Origin of the sequence: Xanthomonas citri pv. mangiferaeindicae, assembly GCA_002240395.1 — a bacterium.
Taxonomy (GTDB): domain Bacteria; phylum Pseudomonadota; class Gammaproteobacteria; order Xanthomonadales; family Xanthomonadaceae; genus Luteimonas; species Luteimonas citri_A.
The window spans coordinates 2540868-2564873 of record CP016836.1; the positions used below are offsets into that span (position 1 = coordinate 2540868).

General features: G+C 66.8%; 19 protein-coding genes and 5 tRNA genes. All 24 read left to right on the top strand.

Annotated elements, in window-relative coordinates; all coding sequences use genetic code 11:
* Nucleotides 1-63: 63 nt before the first annotated feature.
* The 24 genes from BEN78_10950 (at nucleotide 64) to BEN78_11065 (ending at nucleotide 23919) form a co-directional block, all read left to right on the top strand.
* Entirely contained in the window at nucleotides 64-1740 is a 1677-nt protein-coding gene (locus tag BEN78_10950) for a hypothetical protein (protein ID ASR45088.1), read from the top strand.
* The gene (locus tag BEN78_10955) at nucleotides 1737-2414 is read left to right on the top strand and encodes an outer membrane lipoprotein LolB (protein ID ASR43814.1); all 678 of its coding nucleotides are present in this window, start codon (nucleotides 1737-1739) and stop codon (nucleotides 2412-2414) included. Before BEN78_10950 ends, BEN78_10955 begins: the two co-directional genes overlap by 4 nt.
* The gene (locus BEN78_10960; protein ASR43815.1) at nucleotides 2411-3286 is read left to right on the top strand and encodes a 4-(cytidine 5'-diphospho)-2-C-methyl-D-erythritol kinase; all 876 of its coding nucleotides are present in this window, start codon (nucleotides 2411-2413) and stop codon (nucleotides 3284-3286) included. Before BEN78_10955 ends, BEN78_10960 begins: the two co-directional genes overlap by 4 nt.
* Nucleotides 3287-3350: 64 nt before the next feature.
* Nucleotides 3351-3426 (top strand) — tRNA-Gln (locus BEN78_10965).
* Nucleotides 3427-3492: 66 nt separating this feature from the next.
* Complete coding sequence (locus tag BEN78_10970) at nucleotides 3493-4452, top strand: ribose-phosphate pyrophosphokinase (protein ASR43816.1); 960 nt, start codon at nucleotides 3493-3495, stop codon at nucleotides 4450-4452.
* 86 nt (nucleotides 4453-4538) lie between these two features.
* Nucleotides 4539-5192: a 50S ribosomal protein L25/general stress protein Ctc gene (locus BEN78_10975; protein ID ASR43817.1), complete on the top strand. Its 654-nt coding sequence runs from the start codon at nucleotides 4539-4541 to the stop codon at nucleotides 5190-5192.
* Nucleotides 5193-5244: 52 nt separating this feature from the next.
* A complete protein-coding gene (locus tag BEN78_10980) occupies nucleotides 5245-5829 on the top strand; it encodes an aminoacyl-tRNA hydrolase (GenBank protein ASR45089.1) in 585 nt (194 codons plus the stop codon).
* Nucleotides 5830-5914: 85 nt separating this feature from the next.
* On the top strand, nucleotides 5915-7006 hold the full coding sequence (locus tag BEN78_10985; GenBank protein ID ASR43818.1) for a redox-regulated ATPase YchF: 1092 nt from the start codon (nucleotides 5915-5917) through the stop codon (nucleotides 7004-7006).
* A 223-nt stretch (nucleotides 7007-7229) separates the two neighbouring features.
* On the top strand, nucleotides 7230-8297 hold the full coding sequence (locus tag BEN78_10990) for an asparaginase (protein ID ASR43819.1): 1068 nt from the start codon (nucleotides 7230-7232) through the stop codon (nucleotides 8295-8297).
* A gap of 139 nt (nucleotides 8298-8436) precedes the next feature.
* A tRNA-Tyr gene (locus BEN78_10995) sits at nucleotides 8437-8522 on the top strand.
* A gap of 62 nt (nucleotides 8523-8584) precedes the next feature.
* A tRNA-Gly gene (locus tag BEN78_11000) sits at nucleotides 8585-8658 on the top strand.
* 37 nt (nucleotides 8659-8695) lie between these two features.
* Nucleotides 8696-8771 (top strand) — tRNA-Thr (locus tag BEN78_11005).
* Between the two features lie 97 nt (nucleotides 8772-8868).
* Nucleotides 8869-10059, top strand: a complete 1191-nt coding sequence (locus tag BEN78_11010) for a translation elongation factor Tu (protein ASR43820.1) — start codon at nucleotides 8869-8871, stop codon at nucleotides 10057-10059.
* A 138-nt stretch (nucleotides 10060-10197) separates the two neighbouring features.
* A tRNA-Trp gene (locus BEN78_11015) sits at nucleotides 10198-10273 on the top strand.
* Nucleotides 10274-10360: 87 nt separating this feature from the next.
* Nucleotides 10361-10741: a preprotein translocase subunit SecE gene (locus BEN78_11020; protein ID ASR43821.1), complete on the top strand. Its 381-nt coding sequence runs from the start codon at nucleotides 10361-10363 to the stop codon at nucleotides 10739-10741.
* A gap of 16 nt (nucleotides 10742-10757) precedes the next feature.
* Entirely contained in the window at nucleotides 10758-11330 is a 573-nt protein-coding gene (gene nusG / locus BEN78_11025) for a transcription termination/antitermination protein NusG (GenBank protein ASR43822.1), read from the top strand.
* A gap of 199 nt (nucleotides 11331-11529) precedes the next feature.
* Nucleotides 11530-11958, top strand: coding sequence for a 50S ribosomal protein L11 (locus BEN78_11030; GenBank protein ASR43823.1), 429 nt, complete (start codon nucleotides 11530-11532; stop codon nucleotides 11956-11958).
* Nucleotides 11959-11962: 4 nt separating this feature from the next.
* On the top strand, nucleotides 11963-12664 hold the full coding sequence (locus BEN78_11035; GenBank protein ID ASR43824.1) for a 50S ribosomal protein L1: 702 nt from the start codon (nucleotides 11963-11965) through the stop codon (nucleotides 12662-12664).
* A 383-nt stretch (nucleotides 12665-13047) separates the two neighbouring features.
* The gene (locus tag BEN78_11040) at nucleotides 13048-13593 is read left to right on the top strand and encodes a 50S ribosomal protein L10 (protein ID ASR43825.1); all 546 of its coding nucleotides are present in this window, start codon (nucleotides 13048-13050) and stop codon (nucleotides 13591-13593) included.
* Nucleotides 13594-13650: 57 nt separating this feature from the next.
* Complete coding sequence (locus BEN78_11045; protein ID ASR43826.1) at nucleotides 13651-14025, top strand: 50S ribosomal protein L7/L12; 375 nt, start codon at nucleotides 13651-13653, stop codon at nucleotides 14023-14025.
* A 231-nt stretch (nucleotides 14026-14256) separates the two neighbouring features.
* Nucleotides 14257-18447 (top strand): DNA-directed RNA polymerase subunit beta, encoded by a 4191-nt coding sequence (locus BEN78_11050; GenBank protein ASR43827.1) that lies wholly within the window; start codon nucleotides 14257-14259, stop codon nucleotides 18445-18447.
* 91 nt (nucleotides 18448-18538) lie between these two features.
* A complete protein-coding gene (locus BEN78_11055) occupies nucleotides 18539-22816 on the top strand; it encodes a DNA-directed RNA polymerase subunit beta' (GenBank protein ASR43828.1) in 4278 nt (1425 codons plus the stop codon).
* A gap of 250 nt (nucleotides 22817-23066) precedes the next feature.
* Nucleotides 23067-23441 (top strand): 30S ribosomal protein S12, encoded by a 375-nt coding sequence (locus tag BEN78_11060; GenBank protein ID ASR43829.1) that lies wholly within the window; start codon nucleotides 23067-23069, stop codon nucleotides 23439-23441.
* A gap of 10 nt (nucleotides 23442-23451) precedes the next feature.
* Entirely contained in the window at nucleotides 23452-23919 is a 468-nt protein-coding gene (locus tag BEN78_11065) for a 30S ribosomal protein S7 (protein ID ASR43830.1), read from the top strand.
* Nucleotides 23920-24006 lie beyond the last annotated feature (87 nt).

Sequence of the window (24006 nt, forward strand, 5' to 3'; positions counted from 1 at the left end):
ATAAGCTTCCGGTGAAGCGCCCATTTTACGGCCCGGTTGCCCCAGATGCCCGTTTTCGATTCCATTCCGGTCGCCCGATTGCGCGCGGCCCTGCTGGTGCCGTTGCTCGGCGTCGTCTGCGCGGCGCAGGCGCAGCCTGCGGTCGAGGCTGCCGACCCGCTCAGGCGCGACGTACTCGGCGCCACATTGGCCGGCGAATTCGCGGTGCAGGCCGGGCGTCTGGACGAGGCCGCCAACTGGTATCTGGACGCGGCCCGCCATTCGGACGGCGATGCCGGGCTGGCCGAGCGGGCGACCCGCATCGCGCTGCTTGCCGGCGACGACCGTCGCGCGGGCCAGGCGCTGGACCTGTGGCGTCGCAACGCGCCCGAGTCGCTGCCGATGCGGGCCGCGGAGGCGACGCTGTCGTTGCGCAACGGGCGCGATCGCGCCGCGCGGCGGCAGCTCGAAGCGCTGTTGCGCAGTGATGATCCGACCGGCTGGCGGCATGCCTTCACGGTGCTGTCGGGCGGCGGACGGGACCCGCGCCAGGCGGCGCGGCTGCTTGAGCGGATCGTCGCCGACGGCGCGATTCCCGACGAGTTGCAGGCGTGGATGGCCTTCGGTGGCCTGGCCCAGCGCCTCGATCGTCCCGACCTGACCGAGCGCGTGCTCGACAACATCGTCGCGCGCTTCCCGGGCGAGCCGCGGGTCGCGCTGCTGCGCGCCAGTCAATTGCGCGAATCAGGTCGCACCGACGAAGCCCGCGCGGCGTTGGCGGCGATGGCCGAGGCGGCGCTGGCCGCGCCCGATCTGCGTCTGGCGATCGCGGGCGAGTACGAGGCGATGGGTGATCTCGACGCCGCCGAAGCCACGTTGGCGGCAGGTCCGCAGGATGGCCGCACTTATGTGCTGCGGGCCTCGCTGCTCGCCCGCGCCCAGGACAAGGCGCGGCTGGCGGCGCTGTACGAGGAGGTCAAGGCGGTGGCGCTGGCGCCCAATCCTGCCCAGCGGCTGCTGCTGGGGCAGATGGCCGAGTACCTGGAGCAATACGACGAGGCGCTGGACTGGTACGACGCGGTGCCGGGCGGCGAGGAGCGCTTCCAGGCCAGGCTGCGCGGCGCCCGGGTGCTGCACGAGCTGGGGCGCCACGACGAGGCCTGGGCGCGCTTGCGCGCGCTGCAGGCCGACGGCACCGCCGATGACGAGTTCCGCCGCAGCGCCTATCTGCTGGAGGCCGAGCTGCGCCAGTCGGCCGACGATCCGGCCGAGCTCGACGCCTACAACCGCGGGCTGTCGGCGATGCCCGACGACCCGGCGCTGCTCTACGCACGCGCGCTGATGTGGGAGCGCCGCGACGACATTCCGCGCGCCGAGGCCGACCTGCGCCGGTTGCTGGTCGCCGAGCCGGAAAACGTCGCTGCTCTCAATGCGCTGGGTTACACGCTGGCCGATCGCACCACCCGCTATACCGAGGCGCTGGAACTGATCGACCGCGCGCGCGTGGCCGAGCCCGACAACGCCGCGATCGTCGACAGCTATGGCTGGGTGCTGCACCGCCTGGGCCGCAATGCCGAGGCGCTGGTGGAGTTGCGCCGGGCCTATTCGATGATGAAGGACGCGGAAGTCGCCGCGCACATCGCCCAGGTGCTCTGGGCGATGGGGCGCCGCGATGAGGCGCGCAAGTACTTCGACGAGGCGCGCGCCATCGATCCGGAGAACCGGTCGCTGCTGCGTGCGCTGGAGGTCACCGGCGCATGAGGTGCTGGCGTGGGATGGTGATGTTCGCGGCGATGGTCGCGCTGTCGGCCTGCACCAGCGTTCCGGTCCGGCCGCCTGCGGAGGTCGCGCGGCTCGACGCCGACGCGCGGGCGGCGGCCGACGCCCGGCTCGCCGCGCGTGAGGCGGCGGTGCGCGCCCTGTCCGAGTTCGGCTTCACCGGGCGCGTCGCGATGTCCAACGGTCGCGATGGCGGCAGCGGCCGCATCGAGTGGCAGCAGCAGGGCGCGCGCTATCGGGTCGTGCTCAGTGCGCCGGTCACGCGCCAGAGCTGGCAACTGCAGGGCGGGCCGGACGGCGCGCGGATCGACGGCCTGGACGGCGGCCCGCACGAAAGCGCCGATGTCGGGCAATTGCTGTGGGAGACCACCGGGTTCGAGATTCCGGTCGCGGCGATGGCTGCCTGGGCGGCCGGCGCGCGCGCCGACGCTGCACTGTCGGGCGAGGCCGAGGTCGACTACGACGCCGCGGGACGCCTGGCGCGGCTGCGCCAGGACGGCTGGACGATCGATTATCTCGAGTGGCAACCCGAGACCGACGGCGCGCTGGCGCTGCCCACTCGCGTGAATGCCGCGCGCGGCACGGCGCGGGTGCGGCTGGTGGTCGATGCCTGGACGCTTCCCGGCGTTGCGTCCGCAGCGCCTGTCGCGCCGTGACGCCGCTGGACGATGCCGGCTGGTCCGGTTGGCCGGCCCCGGCCAAGCTCAATCTGTTCCTCAGGATCACCGCCCGGCGTGCGGACGGTTACCACGCCTTGCAGACGGTGTTCCGGATGCTCGACTGGGGCGATACGGTACGCCTGCGGCTTCGTGACGACGGTCTGATCCGCCGGGTTGGCCCCTCGGTTCCCGGATTGGCGGAGGACGATGATCTTGTCGTGCGTGCGGCGCGCCTGCTTCAAAAGGCAGCCAATTGTAGACAAGGTGCCGAGATCGCCGTCGAAAAGCGGATTCCAACCGGGGCCGGGCTCGGCGGTGGGTCGTCGGATGCGGCTACTGTGCTGCGGGTACTCGACCGCCTGTGGGGCACGGATCTGGGGGAGGACCGGCTGGCCGCACTGGGCCTTTCGCTAGGGGCCGATGTGCCGGTGTTCGTCCGCGGCCGCAACGCCTGGGCCGAGGGCGTGGGCGAAACGCTCAGCCCGGTGGCGCTCGAACCGGCCTGGTATCTGCTCGCCGACCCCGGCGTGCACGTGAACACCGCTGGCCTGTTCCAGGCCCCTGAATTGACGCGAAATGCCCAGCCCGCGACAATGGTCGACTTCGTTTCAGGTGCTTCGCTCGGCAACGCGTTCGAGCCGGTCCTGCGGCGCCGCGAACCTGCCGTCGAGGTGGTGTTTGCTGCGCTCGCAGCGGTCGGCACGCCACGCCTGACCGGGACGGGCAGCGGCTGCTTCGTCGAATTCGCGACCCGCGAATCCGCCGAGGCCGCCCAGGCGCAGGTCGCATCGCGGGTCCAGACCCGTGTGGTCGCCGGCGCCGCCCGCTCGCCGCTGCTCGAGGCACTTGAAATAGGAATTCGGGATTAGGGTTGAAGATGCGTGGTCCGGCGCTTGCCGAATCCCCGCTCTCAAATCCAATGCTGTTCGCCATAGGGGCGTCGCCAAGTGGTTAAGGCACCGGGTTTTGATCCCGGCATTCGCAGGTTCGAATCCTGCCGCCCCTGCCATGCCCGTGCGCGCGTGCGTGCACGGTCCTTCCATCCGCTCGGTCAGAGCGACGCGGAATCTCCGACATGAAAGAAGAACGCAATCTCCTGATCTTCTCGGGCAACGCCAATCGCCCGCTCGCCAAGTCCGTCTGCCGCGAGCTGGGTGTGCGCCAGGGGCGGGCACTGGTGTCCACGTTCTCCGACGGCGAGGTACAGGTCGAGATCGAGGAGACCGTGCGTCGCCAGGACGTGTTCGTCCTGCAGCCCACCTGCGCGCCGTCTGCCGAGAACCTGATGGAGCTCTTGGTGCTGATCGACGCGCTCAAGCGCGCATCGGTGTCGAGCGTCACTGCGGTGATCCCGTACTTCGGCTATTCGCGTCAGGACCGCCGGCTGCGCTCGAGCCGTGTGCCGATCACCGCCAAGGTCGCCGCGCGCATCATCACCGCCGCTGGCGCCGATCGCGTGCTGACGGTGGATCTGCACGCCGACCAGATCCAGGGCTTCTTCGACATCCCGGTCGACAACGTCTATGCCTCGCCGTTGCTGCTGGCCGATATCTGGCGCGCGCACGGCACCGACAACCTGATCGTCGTGTCCCCGGACGTCGGTGGCGTGGTGCGCGCGCGCGCGATCGCCAAGCGGCTCGACGATGCGGATCTGGCGATCATCGACAAGCGCCGTCCGCGCGCGAACGTCGCCACGGTGATGAACATCATCGGCGACGTGCAAGGCAAGACCTGCGTGCTGGTCGACGACATCGTCGATACCGCCGGCACGCTGTGCGCCGCCGCTGCCGCGCTCAAGGCCCAGGGGGCCATCAAGGTGGTTGCCTATTGCACGCACGCGGTGCTGTCGGGGGCTGCGATCGACAACATCAACAAGTCCCAACTCGACGAGATGGTCGTCACCGACACCATTCCGCTGTCGGAGGCTGCACGCAACTGCGCGCGCATCCGCCAGCTCAGCGTCGCCGAACTGCTCGCCGAGACGATCCGCCGGATCGCGTTCGGCGAGTCGGTCAGCTCGCTGTACGTCGATTGATCCCAACCCAACCGGCTCTTCTGGTCGCGGAAGAGTCAATCCAACCGCCGCGAGGCGGAATCATCGCAACATCAAGAGTGAATCCAATGGCCATTTCGCATGAAATCAAGGTGCAGCGCCGCGAGGACGAGGGGAAGGGTGCGAGCCGCCGCCTCCGTCACGCCGGTGAAGTGCCTGCTGTCGTCTACGGCGGCGACCTCGCACCGGTGAGCATCAAGCTCAGCCACAACGATGTCTGGCTCGCCAGCCAGCACGAGTGGTTCTATGCATCGATCCTGGACCTGAGCCTCAACGGCGACGTCCAGAAGGTGCTGCTGCGCGATATGCAGCGTCACCCGTTCAAGCAGCAGATCCTGCACCTGGACTTCCAGCGCGTGAACGACAACGAGGTGATCAAGACGGCGGTGCAGCTGCACTTCCTCAACGAGGACACCTCGCCGGCCGGCAAGGCGGCCGACGTGATCGTGATGCACGAGCTCACCGAAGTCACCGTGACCTGTCTGCCCAAGGACCTGCCGTCCTCGATCGAGGTCGACCTGGCCAATCTGGCGGTCGGCGACATCATCCACCTCTCGGCGCTGAAGCTGCCCAAGGGTGTGGAGATTCCCGAACTGGCGCTCGGTCCCGACCACGACGTTGCCGTCGTCGTCGCCAAGCACGGTCGCGTCGAAGCCGAGCCTGAAGAGGGCGAGGGCGCGTCGGCCGATGTGCCGGCGACCAAGGCCGCGAAGGACGAGTAATCCCGTCGCGGGCGTGCGCGCCTGTTGGCGCGCGCGTCCCGGCGGCATTGCGATGACGACCGGTCTGCAATTGATCGTGGGGCTGGGCAATCCCGGCCCCGAGTACGCGCGGACCCGGCACAACGCCGGGTTCCGCGTCGTCGACGCGCTTGCCGCACGTGCTGGCGAGGCGTTCGCCATCGATGCCAAGCTGTTCGGCGAGACCGCGCGGGTGCGCATCGATGGGCACGACGTGCGCCTGCTCAAGCCGGCGACCTTCATGAACCTCAGTGGCAAGTCGGTGCTGGCCGCGCAGCGGTTCTGGAAGATCGACCCCGAGCGCACGCTGATCGCCCACGACGAGCTGGACCTGCCGCCTGGCGTGGCCCGGTTCAAGTTCGACGGCGGCCATGGCGGCCAGAACGGCCTGCGCGACACGATGCGGCTGTTGGGTCACGGTCGATTCCATCGCCTGCGTATCGGTATCGGCCATCCCGGCCACCGCGACAAGGTCACGCCCTGGGTGCTGGGCCGGCCGAGCGCCGACGACGACATCCTGATCGGCCGCGCCGTGGACGACGCGATCGATGCACTGCCGCTCGCACTGGCGGGCAATTTCATGGACGCGATGACGCGGCTGCATACGGCGAAGCCGTAATTGGTGATTGGCGATTCGTTGCGGCATGCGCCGGCGTGTTCGAATCCCCAATCACGAATTACGAATCACGAATCACGGACGCGCCATGGGCATCAAATGCGGCATCGTCGGCCTGCCGAACGTCGGCAAGTCGACTCTCTTCAATGCGCTGACCAAGGCGGGTATCGCTGCGGCCAACTTCCCGTTCTGCACGATCGAGCCGAACGTCGGCATCGTGCCGGTGCCGGACCTGCGCCTGAACGCGCTGGCGACGATCGTCAAGCCGCAGAAGGTCCTGCCGACGGCGGTCGAGTTCGTCGATATCGCCGGGCTGGTTGCCGGCGCGGCCAGCGGCGAGGGCCTGGGCAATAAGTTCCTGTCGCACATCCGCGAGGTCGATGCGATCACGCATGTCGTGCGCTGCTTCGAGAACCCGGACGTCATCCACGTCAACAACAAGGTCGATCCGATTGCCGACATCGAGACGATCGATACCGAGCTGGCGCTGGCCGATCTCGATTCGGTCGAGCGCGCGCTGCAGCGCGCTGAGCGGTCGGCCAAGACCGGCGACAAGGACGCGAAGGTCCGTGCCGAGGTGCTCGGCCGCGTGCACAAGGGGCTGGCCGATGGCCGGCCGGTGCGCTCGCTCGCGCTGTCGGACGACGACCGTGCGGCGATCCGCGACCTGTTCCTGCTCACCGCCAAGCCGGTGCTCTACATCGCCAACGTGCTCGAGGACGGCTTCGAGCACAATCCGCACCTCGACGCAGTGCGCGCGCGTGCTGCAGGCGAGGGGGCCGAGGTCGTGCCGGTGTCTGCGGCGATCGAAGAGGAGCTGTCGCAGCTCGACGACGCCGACCGTGACGCATTCCTGGCCGATCTTGGGCTCGACGAGCCGGGTCTGAACCGGGTGATCCGCGCCGCCTATGGCTTGCTGGCGCTGCAGACCTACTTCACCGCTGGCGTCAAGGAAGTGCGCGCGTGGACGGTGAAGATCGGCGCGACTGCGCCGCAGGCCGCGGCGGTCATTCATACCGATTTCGAGAAGGGCTTCATCCGCGCCGAGGTGGTCGGCTATGACGACTTCATCCGCTACGGCGGCGAATCGGGCGCCAAGGAGGCCGGCAAGTGGCGCTTGGAAGGCAAGGAGTACATCGTCAAGGACGGCGACGTGATGCACTTCCGCTTCAACGTCTGATCGGCACCCGGTGGGCCTTGGCGGGTGCGTGGCACCATCTGAGTCCACTGGAGGTTTCGTTCCGCCAAAGGCGCCCTTCGGGGCGCCTTTCGTGTTTCTGGCACCAGGGGCGCGACGCCGTGTGTCGGGGGGCGAGGGGGCGACGCATCGCCGGTCGAATGTGCTGCGGCCCGGTGGGGCGGAGCGCCTACACTCCAGGCTTCGTCACGTCACCGGAGTTTCCATGCGCGTACTCGCCCTGTCCGCCTGCGTTCTGCTGTCGAGCGCAGCCATCGCCTCATCTCCGGCCGTCGCGTCGCGTGCGGCGGCCGATCAGGTCGCCCCCGGCCCGGTGCTGGCGATCCACGGCGGCGCCGGGGTCGTGCGCGGCAACCTCACACCCGAGGAAGAGGCCTCGGCGCGCGCGGCGCTGACGCTGGCGCTGCGCACCGGCCACGCTCTGCTGCGCGAGGGGCGGCCGGCGCTCGATGCGGTGGTCGCAGCGGTCACGGTGCTCGAGGACGATCCGGCGTTCAATGCCGGTCGCGGTGCAGTGTTCACCCATGAGGGTCACAACGAGCTCGACGCTGCGTTGATGGACGGCGCCACGCGCGCCGCCGGTGCGGTCGCGGGCGTGCGCCGGATCCGCAACCCGATCCAGCTCGCGCGCCGGGTCATGGAGGACTCCCCGCACGTGATGCTGATCGGCGAGGGCGCCGAAGCGTTCGCCCAGTCGCAGGGCGTCGAACTGATCGATCCGGCCTGGTTCCGGACCGAGAAGCGTTGGCAGCAGCTGCAGAAAGCCCGCGCCGAGGGCGCGGCAGCCGAGGGCGCGGCGACGGTCGTCGCCGACGACCCGCTGCGTTATTTCGGGACCGTCGGTGCGGTCGCGCTCGACACGCGTGGTGCGCTGGCCGCGGCGACCTCGACCGGTGGCATGACCGACAAGCGCTGGGGGCGTGTGGGTGATGCGCCGATCATCGGTGCCGGCACCTGGGCCGATGCGCGATGTGCGGTCTCGGGTACCGGCTGGGGCGAGTTCTACATCCGCAGCGCCGCCGCGCACGCGATCTGCAGCCGCGTCGGGCTGCTGGGCGAGGGCATCGAGGAGGCGGCGGCTGCGGTGATTGACCGGGACATCCCGGCGATGGGCGGCAATGGCGGCGCGATCGCGCTTGATGCCGACGGCAACATCGCCATGCCGTTCAACACCGAGGGCATGTACCGGGGCTGGATCGGCGCCGATGGTGTGCCGCATGTCGCGATCGGGCGCGACGATGTCGCCCAGGAGGATGGCGCGCCGGCGCGTTGACCGGTACTATGCGCGCCCCGCCATCGCGTACTGCAAGTACCGGGGCGGGGCAGCCTGGCTCCACCGCATCGCGGCGTTGACAGGAAGGAAAACTGGCCCCAAAATCGCGGGCTGTTTTCACCGGCAACGCGGAATCGCCGGAGGGATACCCAAGCGGCCAACGGGGGCAGACTGTAAATCTGCTGGCTTACGCCTTCGGTGGTTCGAATCCACCTCCCTCCACCATTTTGCGGTCCGGTGGAACGAACAAGCAGTGCGACAGGTTGTGCGGCAGGCTGGATCCCGGTGCGGGAGTAGTTCAATGGTAGAACCTCAGCCTTCCAAGCTGATGGTGCGGGTTCGATCCCCGTCTCCCGCTCCATTGACGGCTCCGGCCGCATCCAGAGGTTGAAATCGTTGCTCACGTAGCTCAGTCGGTAGAGCACCTCCTTGGTAAGGAGGAGGTCGAAGGTTCGATTCCTTTCGTGAGCACCACATCTATGCGGATCCTTCCGCGAAGAGCCCGGCCATCCATGGCCGGACTCTTCATAAAGGCAGTCAATTCACAAACGTTCAGCGAGACAAGGCAGCCATGGCAAAGGGTAAGTTCGAGCGCACCAAGCCGCACGTCAATGTCGGCACGATCGGTCACGTCGACCATGGCAAGACGACGCTGACAGCGGCGCTGACGAAGATCGGCGCCGAGCGTTTCGGCGGCGAGTTCAAGGCCTACGACGCGATCGACGCGGCGCCGGAAGAAAAGGCGCGCGGCATCACGATCTCGACCGCGCACGTGGAATACGAGAGCCCGACGCGCCACTACGCGCACGTCGACTGCCCCGGCCACGCGGACTACGTCAAGAACATGATCACCGGTGCGGCGCAGATGGACGGCGCGATCCTGGTGTGCTCGGCCGCTGACGGCCCGATGCCGCAGACGCGCGAGCACATCCTGCTGTCGCGTCAGGTCGGCGTGCCGTACATCGTCGTGTTCCTGAACAAGGCCGACATGGTGGACGACGCCGAGCTGCTCGAGCTGGTCGAGATGGAAGTGCGCGAGCTGCTGAGCAAGTACGAGTTCCCGGGCGACGACACCCCGATCATCTCGGGTTCGGCGCGCCTGGCGCTGGAAGGCGACCAGTCGGAGATCGGCGTGCCTGCGATCCTGAAGCTGGTCGACGCGCTGGACACCTGGATTCCGGAGCCGGAGCGCGACATCGACAAGGCGTTCCTGATGCCGGTCGAGGACGTGTTCTCGATCTCGGGTCGCGGCACGGTGGTCACGGGCCGTATCGAGCGCGGCATCATCAAGGTCGGCGACGAAATCGAAATCGTCGGTATCCGTCCGGTGCAGAAGACGACCGTCACGGGCGTGGAAATGTTCCGCAAGCTGCTCGACCAGGGTCAGGCGGGCGACAACGCCGGTCTGCTGCTGCGCGGCACCAAGCGTGACGACGTCGAGCGTGGCCAGGTGCTGGCCAAGCCGGGTTCGATCAAGCCGCACACCGACTTCGAGGCCGAGGTCTACGTGCTGTCGAAGGATGAGGGTGGCCGTCACACGCCGTTCTTCAAGGGCTACCGTCCGCAGTTCTACTTCCGCACCACCGACATCACCGGTGCGGTCGAGCTGCCGGAAGGCACCGAGATGGTGATGCCGGGCGACAACGTGAAGATGGTGGTCACGCTGATCAACCCGGTGGCGATGGACGAGGGCCTGCGCTTCGCGATCCGCGAAGGCGGCCGGACCGTCGGCGCCGGCGTGGTGGCCAAGATCATCAAGTAATCCCACGGCCCGCGCGCTTTCGCGCGCGGAGCCGGATCACTCTTCGCCTCGCGGGGGTGACGATTCAAAGGCGGGCCGGCAACCCGGTCCGCCTTCGTCGTCTAAGGAGTATCCTGGGCGGCGTGTTTCAACAGCCACACGCCAGTAGCTCAATTGGCAGAGCAGCGGTCTCCAAAACCGCAGGTTGGGGGTTCGAGTCCCTCCTGGCGTGCCATTTTTGCGGAGACTTTTCCGCACGGGCCCTGGCGCAGCGCGGCCTGGCCTGCCAAACGAGCAGTCGCAACCGATGAGTCGCCGGGACTTGAACAGCAGAGTGGAACATTCGAAAGGCGCATCCTCCGCGGATTTCGCCAAGTACGCCGCCGCCGCGCTGCTGGTCGTGGCCGGCGTGTTCGCCTTCTACTGGTTCCAGGCGCAGATGGCCACGCCGGTGCGCAGCATCATCGTCGGTCTGTGCGTCGTCGGCGCTGCGGCGATCTTCCTGACCACCGGCAAGGGCCATCAGACCCGCGAATTCTTCTCGGAAACCCGTTTCGAGATGCGCAAGGTGGTCTGGCCGACGCGCCAGGAGGCGATGCGCCTGACCTGGATCGTCATCGTCGCGGTGATCCTCATCAGCCTGATCCTGGCCGGTTTCGACCGGGTCATCCAGTGGCTCATTCAGCTCATCCTGCGGCAGTGACGGAGTAACGAACCTGATGGAAACCGAAGGCGTCAAGCGCTGGTACGTCGTGCATGCCTATTCCGGCTTCGAGAAGTCGGTGGCGCAGGCGCTGCGCGATCGCATCGCGCGGACCGGCATGCAAGACCGTTTCGGCGATGTCCTGGTGCCGACCGAGGAAGTGATCGAAATGCGCTCCGGCCAGAAACGCCGTTCCGAGCGCAAGTTCTTCCCCGGCTACGTCCTGGTGCAGATCCTGACCTCAGACGAGGGCGGCATCCCGCGCATGGACAACGAGAGCTGGCACCTGGTCAAGGAGACCCCGAAGGTGATGGGCTTCATCGGCGGCACCGCCGACCGCCCGCTGCCGATCCGCGACGAAGAAGCTGCCGCGATCCTCGATCGCGTTCAGGAAGGCGTCGAGAAGCCGCGTCCGAAGGTGCTGTTCGAAGCTGGCCAGATGGTCCGCGTCATCGACGGCCCGTTCAACGACTTCAACGGCGTCGTCGAGGAAGTCAATTACGAGAAGAGCCGGCTGCGCGTCGCCGTGTTGATCTTCGGCCGTTCGACCCCGGTCGAGCTGGAATTCGGGCAGGTCGAGAAGGCCTGACCCCCGTCGCGCCCGGATGTGACGAGCGCGCAAAACCCTGCTATAGTGCACGGCTCACTGTCCGGTCGAGCCGGGCAAGCGCACAGGCCGCCGAATGGGCGGCCTTTGTCGCGGATGGACAACGTGAAGCCGGGACACGTGATTTTCCCGGCCCGATGGGGAGCCTGAGCACCAGGCGTTCGCACCCGGAGAGCACACAATGGCAAAGAAAGTCGTCGGTTACATCAAGCTGCAGGTGAAGGCCGGTCAGGCCAACCCCTCGCCGCCGGTCGGTCCCGCGCTGGGTCAGCGTGGCCTGAACATCATGGAGTTCTGCAAGGCGTTCAACGCAGCGACCTCCAAGCTCGAGCCGGGTCTGCCGACCCCGGTCATCATCACTGCGTACTCCGATCGTACGTTCACCTTCATCACCAAGAGCACGCCGGCCACGGTGCTGCTGAAGAAGGCGGCGGGCGTGAGCTCGGGCTCCAAGCGTCCCAATACCGAGAAGGTCGGCAAGGTCACGCGCGCCCAGCTCGAGGACATCGCCAAGGCGAAGGAGCCGGATCTGACCGCAGCGGATCTGGATGCAGCAGTGCGCACCATCGCGGGCTCGGCCCGTTCGATGGGCCTGACGGTGGAGGGCTGAGACCATGGCACAGACCAAGCGACAGAAGCGGCTGCAGGCCGCGGTGCAGCCGGGCAAGAGCTACGGCATCGATGACGCGCTGAAGATCGTCAAGGACAACAGCAACGCCAAGTTCGCCGAGGCTGTGGACGTCGCCGTCCGCCTGGGCGTCGATGCGCGCAAGTCCGACCAGCAGGTCCGCGGCTCGACCGTGCTGCCTGCCGGCACCGGCAAGAGCGTCCGCGTCGCGGTGTTCGCCCCGGCCGGTGCCAAGGCCGACGAGGCGCTGGCTGCCGGTGCCGACGCCGTCGGCATGGACGACCTGGCCGAGAAGATGCAGGCCGGCGACATCAACTACGACGTCGTGATCGCCACCCCGGATGCGATGCGCGTCGTCGGCAAGCTCGGCACGCTGCTCGGCCCGCGCGGCCTGATGCCCAACCCGAAGGTCGGCACGGTCTCGCCGAACCCGGGTGAGGCGGTCAAGAACGCCAAGGGCGGCCAGGTCCGCTACCGCACCGACAAGGCCGGCATCATCCATTGCACGATCGGCAAGGCCGACTTCGACGCCGACAAGCTCAAGGAAAACCTGCAGGCGCTGCTGGCCGACCTGGTCAAGGCCAAGCCGGCCACCGCCAAGGGCCAGTACCTGCAGAAGATCTCGCTCAGCTCGACGATGGGCCCGGGCGTGATCGTCGACCAGTCCACGCTGAGCATCGCGCGCTGATCGAGTGGTGATATCGCGCGTCGCCCCGTCCGCGGGGCGACGCCACTTTTGGGGCATCGCGACGGACCTTTGGTCCAGCGCGGCGCCGTCAAAGACCGCAGGCGCGGTCTGGATCGACGTGGCGACGGGCATCGGATGCGTCCAACTGGCAGGGAATCGCCGCCACCGAGGATCGAGAGCGCTTAATCCCGAGGTGTCCGCACCGAAGGGCCTGCGCAGATGGTGATGCCCTTTCTGGAGTTTTCTGGTTCGACATGCGTCCAGCCAGGCGGGAAAGGCCACCACCGGGATGCTTCGCGCATCCCCGGTCTCCCAGGGACGGGGGCCGCTCAGGACCGCAAGCGGCAGGAGCCGTGAGCGGAGTTCACAACGAGGAGTGATGAATGGCTCTCAATCTGTCCCAGAAGCAGGAAGTTGTCGCCGAGCTGGCACAGGTCGCCGCGAACGCCCACTCCCTGATCGCCGTCGAGTACCTGGGCACCTCGGTCAGTCAGCTGACCGCGATGCGCAAGAAGGCTCGTGAGACCGGTGTGTACTTGCGTGTTGTCAAGAACACCCTGGCCGCGCGTGCCGTGGAAGGTACCGAGTACGAGTGCGCCAAGGACTCGCTGTCCGGCCCGCTGCTGTACGCGTTCTCGACCGAGGAGCCCGGCGCTGCCGGTCGCCTGATCAAGGAATTCGCCAAGACCAACGACAAGCTGCTGCCCAAGCTGGTCGTCGTGGAAGGCCAGCTGTATCCGGCCAGCCATGTCGACGTGCTGGCGTCGCTGCCGACGCTCGAGCAGGCGCTGTCCATGCTGGCCCGCGTGCTCTCCGAGCCCGCCGCGATGTTCGCCCGCGCCGTCAAGGCCGTCGGCGACAAGCAAGGCGGTGGCGAGGACGCGCCGGCCGAAGCTGCTGCTGAAAGCGCGACCGAAGCGACGGCGTAAGCCCGATCTGCTGGTCCAACGAACCCAATCCCAGAAAACTTTTCAAAGGTAATCACAATGTCCCTTACCACTGAGCAGATCGTCGACGCCATCGCCGAGAAGTCCCTGATGGAAGTGATGGAGCTGGTCAAGGCCATCGAAGAGAAGTTCGGCGTCTCCGCTGCCGCCCCGGTCGCCGCCGCTGCCGCCGCTGCCGGCCCGGCCGCCGCTGCCGAAGAGCAGACCGAGTTCACCGTCATCCTGAAGGCTGCCGGCGACAAGAAGGTCGAGTCGATCAAGGTCGTCCGCGCCATCACCGGCCTGGGCCTGAAGGAAGCCAAGGATCTGGTCGAAGGCGCGCCGAAGGAGATCAAGGAAGGCGCGACCAAGGAAGAAGCCGAGAAGATCAAGAAGGATCTCGAAGCCGCTGGCGCGACCGTCGAGATCAAGTAAGCGGCACCATGGCATCGCAGCACATGCTGACGATGCGCCGGGGCCGGGGGCGAAAGCTCCCGGCCCTTGGTCGTTCCGGAAACCGGACGGCCTGAACAGACAACGACGCAGTTGTCAGTGGGTAGTAGCGGGAGAAGGCGTGCTGGTGCCGGCAATACCAGCGACTACCCAGTGGCAACTCATGTTCCCGGATCGCCAGTCGGTCCACCGATCCATCGAGGCGTACTCCCCATGACGACGTCCCAGCTCCAGTCGACCCCGCACCAGGCGAACTACTCGTTCACCGAGAAGAAGCGCATCCGCAAGAACTTCGGCAAGCGCCGGCAGATTCTCGAGGTGCCGTTCCTGCTGGCCATCCAGGTCGACTCCTATCGCGAGTTCCTGCAGGCCGACCGCGACCCCGCCAAGCGCGAGGACCGCGGCCTGCATGCCGCACTCAAATCCGTGTTCCCGATCGTCAGCTACAACGGCTATGCCGCGCTGGAGTACGTCGGCTACAAGCTCGGGGAACCGGGGTTCGACGAGCGTGAATGTCGCAACCGTGGCCTGAGCTACGGCGCCCCGCTGCGCGTGACCGTGCGCCTGGTGATCTACGACCGCGAGTCGTCGAGCAAGGCCATCAAGTACGTGAAGGAGCAGGAGGTCTACATGGGCGAGATTCCGCTCATGACCGACAACGGCACCTTCATCATCAACGGCACCGAGCGCGTCATCGTCTCGCAGCTGCACCGCTCGCCGGGCGTGTTCTTCGACCACGACCGCGGCAAGACCCACAGCTCGGGCAAGCTGCTGTACTCGGCCCGCATCATTCCCTACCGCGGCTCGTGGCTGGACTTCGAGTTCGACCCGAAGGACGCGCTGTTCACCCGTATCGACCGCCGCCGCAAGCTGCCGGTGTCGGTGCTGCTGCGCGCGCTCGGCTACAACAACGAAGAAATGCTCAACGAGTTCTTCGAGATCAACAGCTACCACATCCTGCCCGAAGGCGAGGGTGTGCAGCTGGAGCTGGTCTCCGAGCGTCTGCGCGGCGAGACGTTGAACTTCGACCTGCTCGACGGCGAGAAGGTCATCGTCGAGGCCGGCAAGCGCATCACCGCGCGCCACGTCAAGCAGCTCCAGGCCTCGGGCATCACCGCGCTGGCAGTGCCGGACGACTACCTGGTCGGGCAGATCCTGTCGCACGACGTCATTGATCCGTCGACCGGCGAGCTGGTCGCCACCGCCAACGACGAGATCTCGCTCGAGACCCTCGAGGCGCTGCGCAAGGCCGGCATCGAGACCATCGGCACGATCTGGGTCAACGACCTCGATCGCGGTCCGTACCTGTCCAACACCCTGCGCATCGACTCGACCAAGACCCAGCTCGACGCGCTGGTCGAGATCTACCGCATGATGCGTCCCGGCGAGCCGCCGACCAAGGACGCCGCGCAGAACCTGTTCCACAACCTGTTCTTCACCTTCGAGCGCTACGACCTGTCGGGCGTGGGCCGGATGAAGTTCAACCGCCGTCTGGGCCGCAAGGAAGTCACCGGTGCGCCGGTGCTCTACGACGCGCGCTACTTCGCCGAGCGCAAGGACGAGGACTCGGTCAAGCTGCGCGAGCAGTACGGCCAGACGTCCGACATCCTCGACGTGATCCGCGTGCTGACCGAGATCCGTAACGGTCGCGGCGTGGTCGACGACATCGACCACCTGGGCAACCGCCGTGTGCGCTCGGTCGGTGAAATGGCCGAGAACGTGTTCCGCGTGGGCCTGGTCCGCGTCGAGCGCGCCGTGCGCGAGCGCCTGACGATGGCCGAGGCCGATGGCCTGACCCCGCAGGAGCTGATCAACGCCAAGCCGGTCGCGGCCGCGGTCAAGGAGTTCTTCGGCTCCTCGCAGCTGTCGCAGTTCATGGACCAGAACAACCCGCTGTCGGAAGTCACGCACAAGCGTCGCGTCTCGGCTCTGGGCCCGGGCGGTCTGACCCGCGAGCGCGCCGGCTTCGAAGTGCGCGACGTGCATCCGACCCATTACGGCCGCGTGTGCACCATCGAAACGCCGGAAGGCCCGAACATCGGCCTGATCAACTCGCTGGCGACGTTCGCGCGTACCAACAAGTACGGCTTCCTCGAGACCCCGTACCGCAAGGTCGTCGACAGCCGCGTCACCGACGAGATCGAGTACCTGTCGGCGATCGAAGAGAACGACTACGTCATCGCGCAGGCCAACGCCGTCCAGGACGAGAAGGGCGTGATGACGCAGCAGTTCGTCGACTGCCGCTTCCAGGGCGAGTCGCTGCTCAAGCCGCCGGCCGAGATCCATTACATGGACGTCTCGCCGATGCAGACGGTGTCGGTCGCAGCGGCGCTGGTGCCGTTCCTCGAGCACGACGACGCCAACCGCGCACTGATGGGCGCCAACATGCAGCGCCAGGCCGTGCCGACGCTGCGTGCGCAGAAGCCGCTGGTCGGGACCGGCATCGAGCGCGCCGTGGCGCGCGACTCGGGCGTGACCGTGAACGCCCGTCGCGGCGGCGTGATCGAGCAGATCGACGCCGGTCGCGTCGTGGTCAAGGTCAACGAGGACGAGATCTCCGGCGAGCACGATGCCGGCGTCGACATCTACAACCTGATCAAGTACACGCGCTCCAACCAGAACACCTGCATCAACCAGCGTCCGCTGGTGAACGTGGGCGACGTGGTCGCGCGTGGCGACGTGCTGGCCGACGGTCCCTCGACCGACATCGGCGAGCTGGCCCTGGGCCAGAACATGCTGGTCGCGTTCATGCCCTGGAACGGCTACAACTTCGAAGACTCGATCCTGCTGTCGGAACGCGTCGTCAAGGAAGACCGCTACACGACGATCCACATCGAAGAGCTGACCGCGGTCGCTCGCGACACGAAGCTGGGGCCGGAGGAAATCTCCGCCGACATCCCGAACGTGTCGGAGAACGCGCTCAACCGTCTCGACGAGTCCGGCGTGGTGTACATCGGTGCCGAAGTGCGCGCCGGCGACATCCTGGTCGGCAAGGTCACGCCGAAGGGCGAGAGCCAGCTGACGCCGGAAGAGAAGCTGCTGCGCGCGATCTTCGGTGAGAAGGCCTCCGACGTGAAGGACAGCTCGCTGCGCGTGCCCCCGGGCATGGACGGCACTGTCATCGATGTGCAGGTCTTCACCCGCGACGGCATCGAGAAGGACAAGCGCGCCAAGCAGATCGAAGAGTCCGAGATCAAGCGCGTCAAGAAGGACTTCGACGACCAGTTCCGCATCCTCGAGTCGGCGATCTACGCGCGTCTGCGCTCGCAGATCCAGGGCAAGGTCGCCAATGGCGGTCCGGGCCTGAAGAAGGGCGACACGGTCTCCTCGCTGGTGCTCGACGGCCTGAAGAAGTCCGACTGGTTCCAGATCCGCATGAAGGACGAGGACGCGGCCGACGCGATCGAGCGCGCGCAGAAGCAGATCGACGCGCACCAGAAGGAATTCGAGCGCCGGTTCGCTGACAAGCGCGGCAAGATCACCCAGGGCGACGATCTGGCACCGGGCGTGCTGAAGATGGTCAAGGTCTATCTGGCCGTGAAGCGTCGCATCCAGCCGGGCGACAAGATGGCCGGCCGTCACGGCAACAAGGGTGTCGTGTCGACCATCGTGCCGGTGCAGGACATGCCCTACATGGCCAACGGCAACACCGTCGACATCGTGTTGAACCCGCTGGGCGTGCCGTCGCGTATGAACATCGGCCAGATCCTCGAAGTGCACCTGGGCCTGGCGGCCAAGGGCCTGGGCGAGAAGATCCAGCGGATGCTCGACGCGCAGGCCAAGGTCAACGAGCTGCGTGCGTTCCTCGACCAGATCTACAACCACGACAAGTCGGTGGCCGCACAGCGCGTCGACCTGTCGCAGTTCAGCGATGAGGAGCTGCTGACGCTGGCCGGCAACCTGACCGACGGCGTGCCGATGGCGACCCCGGTGTTCGACGGCGCCGCCGAGTCGGAGATCAAGGCGATGCTGGAACTGGCGGACCTGCCGACCAGCGGCCAGACCCGCCTGTTCGACGGCCGCACCGGTGAAGCGTTCGAGCGCGAGGTGACCGTGGGCTACATGCACATGCTCAAGCTCAACCACCTGGTCGACGACAAGATGCACGCGCGCTCGACCGGTCCGTACTCGCTCGTCACCCAGCAGCCGCTGGGCGGCAAGGCGCAGTTCGGCGGTCAGCGGTTCGGCGAGATGGAAGTCTGGGCGCTGGAAGCCTACGGCGCGGCCTACACCCTGCAGGAAATGCTGACGGTGAAGTCCGACGACGTGCAGGGCCGCAACCAGATGTACAAGAACATCGTCGACGGCGAGCACGAGATGGTCGCCGGCATGCCCGAGTCGTTCAACGTGCTGGTCAAGGAAATCCGCTCGCTGGCGATCAACATGGAGCTGGAGGAGCACTGAGGCAGGGCGTCTCGTCGCGCGGCGCATGTGAGCGCGCCGCGCGCGACAACGATCCATCCCGCCCCAGGTTCCCCATTCCCGGAGTAAAGACATGAAAGACCTGCTCAACCTCTTCAACCAGCAGCGCCAGATCCCGGACTTCGACGCGATCAAGATCGCGCTGGCCTCGCCCGACCTGATCCGTTCGTGGTCGTTCGGCGAAGTGAAGAAGCCCGAGACGATCAACTACCGTACGTTCAAGCCCGAGCGCGACGGCCTGTTCTGCGCGGCGATTTTCGGTCCGATCAAGGACTACGAGTGCCTGTGCGGCAAGTACAAGCGCATGAAGCACCGCGGCGTGGTGTGCGAGAAGTGCGGCACCGAGGTCACGCTGGCCAAGGTGCGCCGCGAGCGCATGGGCCACATTGACCTGGCCTCGCCGGTCGCCCATATCTGGTTCCTCAAGTCGCTGCCCTCGCGCATCGGCCTGATGCTGGACATGACCCTGCGCGACATCGAGCGCATCCTGTACTTCGAGGCGTTCGTCGTCACCGAGCCGGGCCTGACCCCGCTCGAGCGCGGTCAGCTGCTCAACGAAGAGCAGTTCCTGCAGATGCGCCAGGAGCACGGCGACGACTTCGACGCCGCGATGGGCGCCGAGGCGGTGTTCGACCTGCTGCGCACGATCGACCTGCAGGCCGAGATGGCCCGCCTGAAGGAAGAGATCGCCGCGACCGGCTCGGAGACCAAGCTCAAGCGTTTGACCAAGCGCATCAAGCTGGTCGAGGCGTTCATCGATTCGGGCAACCGTCCCGAGTGGATGATCATGACCGTGCTGCCGGTGCTGCCGCCGGATCTGCGCCCGCTGGTGCCGCTGGACGGCGGCCGCTTCGCGACCTCGGATCTCAACGATCTGTACCGCCGCGTCATCAACCGCAACAACCGCCTGCGTCGCCTGCTCGAACTCAATGCACCCGACATCATCGTGCGCAACGAAAAGCGCATGCTGCAGGAATCGGTCGATGCGCTGATGGACAACGGCCGTCGCGGCCGTGCCATCACCGGCACCAACAAGCGTCCGCTCAAGTCGCTGGCCGACATGATCAAGGGCAAGCAGGGCCGGTTCCGCCAGAACCTGCTGGGCAAGCGCGTCGACTACTCGGGCCGTTCGGTCATCGTGGTCGGCCCGACGCTGCGCCTGCACGAATGCGGCCTGCCGAAGAAGATGGCGCTCGAGCTGTTCAAGCCCTTCATCTTCGCCAAGCTGCAGCGCCGTGGCCTGGCCACGACGATCAAGGCGGCCAAGAAGCTGGTCGAGCGCGAAGAGGCGGAAGTCTGGGACATCCTCGAGGAAGTCATCCGCGAGCACCCGGTCATGCTCAACCGTGCGCCGACGCTGCACCGCCTGGGCATCCAGGCGTTCGAGCCGGTGTTGATCGAAGGCAAGGCGATCCAGCTGCACCCGCTGGTGTGTACTGCGTTCAACGCCGACTTCGACGGCGACCAGATGGCCGTGCACGTCCCGCTGAGCCTCGAGGCCCAGCTCGAAGCGCGTGCGCTGATGATGGCGTCCAACAACATCCTCTCGCCGGCCAACGGTGAGCCGATCATCGTGCCGTCGCAGGACGTCGTGCTCGGCCTGTACTACATGACCCGTGCGCTGGAGAACATCCCGGGCGAGGGCATGGTGTTCGCCAACATCGCCGAGGTGCGTCGCGCGTTCGACAACAAGGCCGCCGGCCTGCACGCCAAGATCCGTGTCCGCATCAACCAGACCGTGATCGGCGAGGACGGCTCGCGCGAGAAGGTGACCTCGATCGTCGAAACGACCGTGGGTCGTGCGCTGCTGCTGGAGATCATGCCCGACGGCCTGCCGTTCGAGCTGGCCAACGTCGAGCTCAACAAGAAGAACATCAGCCGGCTGATCAACGCCTGCTACCGTCGTCTGGGGCTCAAGGACACGGTCGTGTTCGCCGACAAGCTGATGTACACCGGCTTCGGCAACGCGACCCGTGCCGGCGTGTCGATCGGCATCAACGACATGACGATCCCCAACGAGAAGAAGGGCATCCTGGCCGAGGCCGAGACCGAGGTGCTGGAGATCCAGCAGCAGTACCAGTCGGGTCTGGTCACCGCCGGCGAGCGCTACAACAAGGTCGTCGACATCTGGTCGCGCACCAACGAGCGCATCGCCAAGGCGATGATGGACGCGATCGGCACCGACCATGTGACCAACGCCAAGGGCGAGACGGTCGCGCAGAAGTCGATGAACTCGCTCTACATCATGGCCGACTCCGGCGCGCGTGGTAGCCAGGCGCAGATCCGTCAGCTGGCCGGTATGCGCGGCCTGATGGCCAAGCCGGACGGCTCGATCATCGAGACGCCGATCATCGCGAACTTCCGCGAAGGCCTGAACGTGCAGGAGTACTTCAACTCCACGCACGGTGCCCGTAAGGGTCTGGCCGACACCGCGCTCAAGACCGCGAACTCCGGTTACCTGACCCGTCGCCTGGTCGACGTGGCCCAGGACGTGGTGATCACCGAAGTCGACTGCGGCACGCTCGACGGCCTGACCATGACCCCGATCGTCGAAGGCGGCGACGTGGTCGAGCCGCTGCGCGACCGCGTGCTGGGTCGTGTCGTGGCCGAGGACGTGTTCCTGCCGGGCAACGACGAGGATCCGATCGTCACGCGCAACACGCTGCTCGACGAGCAGTGGGTCGTGCGTCTGGAAGAGGCCGGTGTGCAGTCGATCAAGGTCCGCTCCACGATCACCTGCGAAAGCGCGTTCGGCGTGTGCTCGAGCTGCTATGGCCGCGACCTGGGCCGTGGCCACCTGGTCAACCAGGGCGAGGCCGTGGGCGTGGTCGCCGCGCAGTCGATCGGCGAGCCCGGTACCCAGCTGACGATGCGCACGTTCCACATCGGTGGTGCGGCGTCGCGTGCGGCCGCCATCGACAACGTGACGGTCAAGACCACCGGCTCGATCAAGTTCAACAACCTCAAGTTCGTGACCCACGAGAGCGGCAACCTGGTCGCGGTCTCGCGTTCGGGCGAGCTGTCGGTGCTCGACGGCCACGGCCGCGAGCGCGAGCGCTACAAGCTGCCTTACGGCGCGATGATCACGGTCCGTGATGGCGATGCGATCAAGGCCGGTCAGACCGTCGCCAACTGGGATCCGCACAACCACCCAATCGTGTCGGAAGTGGCGGGCTTCATCCGCTTCGTGGACTTCGTCGAGGGCGTCACCGTCATCGAGAAGACCGACGAACTGACTGGTCTGGCGTCGCGCGAGATCACCGATCCCAAGCGCCGCGGCTCGCAGGGCAAGGACCTGCGTCCGATCGTGCGGATCGTCGACAAGGCCGGCAACGACCTCAACATCCCGGGCACCGACCTGCCGGCGCAGTACCTGCTGCCGCCGCGCTCGATCGTCAACCTGCAGGACGGCGATGCCGTCGGCGTGGGCGACGTGGTGACCAAGGTGCCGCAGGAAGCGTCCAAGACCCGCGACATCACCGGTGGTCTGCCGCGCGTGGCCGACCTGTTCGAGGCCCGCAAGCCGAAGGACCCGGCGATCCTGGCCGAGAAGTCGGGCATCGTCAGCTTCGGCAAGGACACCAAGGGCAAGCAGCGCCTGATCATCAAGGGTGCCGACGGCGAGGACCACGAGGAGCTGATCCCCAAGTACCGCCAGATCATCGTGTTCGAGGGCGAGCACGTCGAGAAGGGCGAGACCGTGGTGGACGGCGAGCCGAGTCCGCAGGACATCCTGCGCCTGAAGGGCGTCGAGGAGCTGGCGTCGTACCTGACCAAGGAAATCCAGGACGTCTACCGGCTGCAGGGCGTGAAGATCAACGACAAGCACATCGAGGTGATCGTTCGCCAGATGCTGCGCAAGGTCGAGATCACCGATCCCGGTGACAGCCGCTTCCTCCATGGTGAGCAGGCCGAGCGCCAGCGCGTCATCGAGGACAACGCCAAGCTGATCGCACGCAACGAGCTGCCGGCCAAGTTCGATCCGGTCCTGCTGGGCATCACCAAGGCCTCGCTGGCGACCGAGTCGTTCATCTCGGCGGCCTCGTTCCAGGAGACCACCCGTGTGCTGACCGAGGCGGCCGTGCGCGGCACGCGCGACAGCCTGCGCGGTCTCAAGGAGAACGTGATCGTCGGTCGCCTGATCCCGGCCGGTACCGGCCTGGCCTACCACACCCAGCGCCGCCGGGCGGCGTCGGGTCTGACCGAGTCCGAGATGGACACGCTGTCGGGCGGTTCGGTGGCCGAGGACGTGGTCGAGACGGCGGCGCCGGTGGCGCTGTCGCCCGATCAGGTGATGCTTGAGGACGCTCCGGTGTCCCAGGTGGCTGACAGCGACGAGAACGCAGGCTAAGATAGCCCACCTTTGGCGGCCCTTCGGGGCCGCCCAGACTCCGAAATGAGGCGCAGGACGCGGCTCGTATTCGGTCCAGGACGGACGGGACGCGTTGTAGGCCGGGTCGACCCTGTGGGCGGCCGGCGGCAGTAGAGCTTGCGTTGACGCGTTGCGTCAGCGCGGGCTATACTTTTTCGTCTGGCAGACGGCACGTTCCGTCTGCCTTCGTTTTCACCGGGCCCAGGCCCGATCCACAGACCAGAGACTGATGGCAACGATCAACCAGCTGGTGCGGAAGTCGCGCAGCCCCGAAACCTACAAGAGCACTTCGCCCGCGCTGGCGAACTGCCCGCAGCGCCGTGGCGTCTGCACCCGCGTCTACACCACGACCCCGAAGAAGCCGAACTCGGCGCTGCGCAAGGTCGCCAAGGTCCGCCTGACCAATGGCTACGAGGTCATCTCGTACATCGGCGGCGAAGGCCACAACCTGCAGGAGCACTCGGTGGTGCTGATCCGCGGCGGTCGCGTCAAGGATCTGCCGGGTGTGCGTTACCACACCGTTCGCGGTTCGCTCGACGCTGCCGGCGTCGCGAAGCGCAAGCAGGCACGTTCGAAGTACGGCGCAAAGCGTCCGAAGGGCTGAGGATTAGAGAATGTCGCGTAAAGGAAACACCCCGCAGCGCTCGGTGCTGCCCGACCCGAAGCACGGCAGCGAGACGATCGCCCGCTTCATCAACATGGTCATGAAGAGCGGCAAGAAGTCGGTCGCCGAAAAGATCGTCTACGGAGCGATGGACGTCATCGGCGAGAAGAACCCCGAAGCGCTCGAGCTGGTCGAGAAGGCGCTGGGCAACGTTTCGCCGGCCGTCGAGGTCAAGTCCCGCCGCGTCGGCGGCGCGACCTACCAGGTGCCGGTCGAAGTGCGCGCCTCGCGCCGTATGGCGCTGGCGATGCGCTGGCTGATCGAGTCGGCGCGCAAGCGCGGCGAGAACAGCATGCCGCGCAAGCTCGCCGCCGAGCTGATCGACGCCTCCGAGAACCGGGGCGGCGCGATCAAGAAGCGTGAAGAGACCCACCGCATGGCCGACGCCAACAAGGCGTTCGCGCACTACCGCTGGTAAGCGGACCCGCGGGCTCCGGTTGAACCCGGGGCCCGCTGGCACCATTTCAGGTGCCTCCAGGCGGTCATCGACCGCACGCAGGACCGA

Coding starts and splice junctions, on each gene's coding strand:
- BEN78_10970 (ASR43816.1), top strand. CDS start 3,493: ATGAAAGAAGAACGCAATCTCCTGATCTTCTCGGGCAACGCCAATCGC.
- nusG (ASR43822.1), top strand. CDS start 10,758: ATGGAAACCGAAGGCGTCAAGCGCTGGTACGTCGTGCATGCCTATTCC.
- BEN78_11050 (ASR43827.1), top strand. CDS start 14,257: ATGACGACGTCCCAGCTCCAGTCGACCCCGCACCAGGCGAACTACTCG.
- BEN78_11010 (ASR43820.1), top strand. CDS start 8,869: ATGGCAAAGGGTAAGTTCGAGCGCACCAAGCCGCACGTCAATGTCGGC.
- BEN78_10980 (ASR45089.1), top strand. CDS start 5,245: ATGACGACCGGTCTGCAATTGATCGTGGGGCTGGGCAATCCCGGCCCC.
- BEN78_11055 (ASR43828.1), top strand. CDS start 18,539: ATGAAAGACCTGCTCAACCTCTTCAACCAGCAGCGCCAGATCCCGGAC.
- BEN78_11030 (ASR43823.1), top strand. CDS start 11,530: ATGGCAAAGAAAGTCGTCGGTTACATCAAGCTGCAGGTGAAGGCCGGT.
- BEN78_11060 (ASR43829.1), top strand. CDS start 23,067: ATGGCAACGATCAACCAGCTGGTGCGGAAGTCGCGCAGCCCCGAAACC.
- BEN78_11045 (ASR43826.1), top strand. CDS start 13,651: ATGTCCCTTACCACTGAGCAGATCGTCGACGCCATCGCCGAGAAGTCC.
- BEN78_10975 (ASR43817.1), top strand. CDS start 4,539: ATGGCCATTTCGCATGAAATCAAGGTGCAGCGCCGCGAGGACGAGGGG.
- BEN78_11035 (ASR43824.1), top strand. CDS start 11,963: ATGGCACAGACCAAGCGACAGAAGCGGCTGCAGGCCGCGGTGCAGCCG.
- BEN78_10985 (ASR43818.1), top strand. CDS start 5,915: ATGGGCATCAAATGCGGCATCGTCGGCCTGCCGAACGTCGGCAAGTCG.
- BEN78_11040 (ASR43825.1), top strand. CDS start 13,048: ATGGCTCTCAATCTGTCCCAGAAGCAGGAAGTTGTCGCCGAGCTGGCA.
- BEN78_11065 (ASR43830.1), top strand. CDS start 23,452: ATGTCGCGTAAAGGAAACACCCCGCAGCGCTCGGTGCTGCCCGACCCG.
- BEN78_10955 (ASR43814.1), top strand. CDS start 1,737: ATGAGGTGCTGGCGTGGGATGGTGATGTTCGCGGCGATGGTCGCGCTG.
- BEN78_10990 (ASR43819.1), top strand. CDS start 7,230: ATGCGCGTACTCGCCCTGTCCGCCTGCGTTCTGCTGTCGAGCGCAGCC.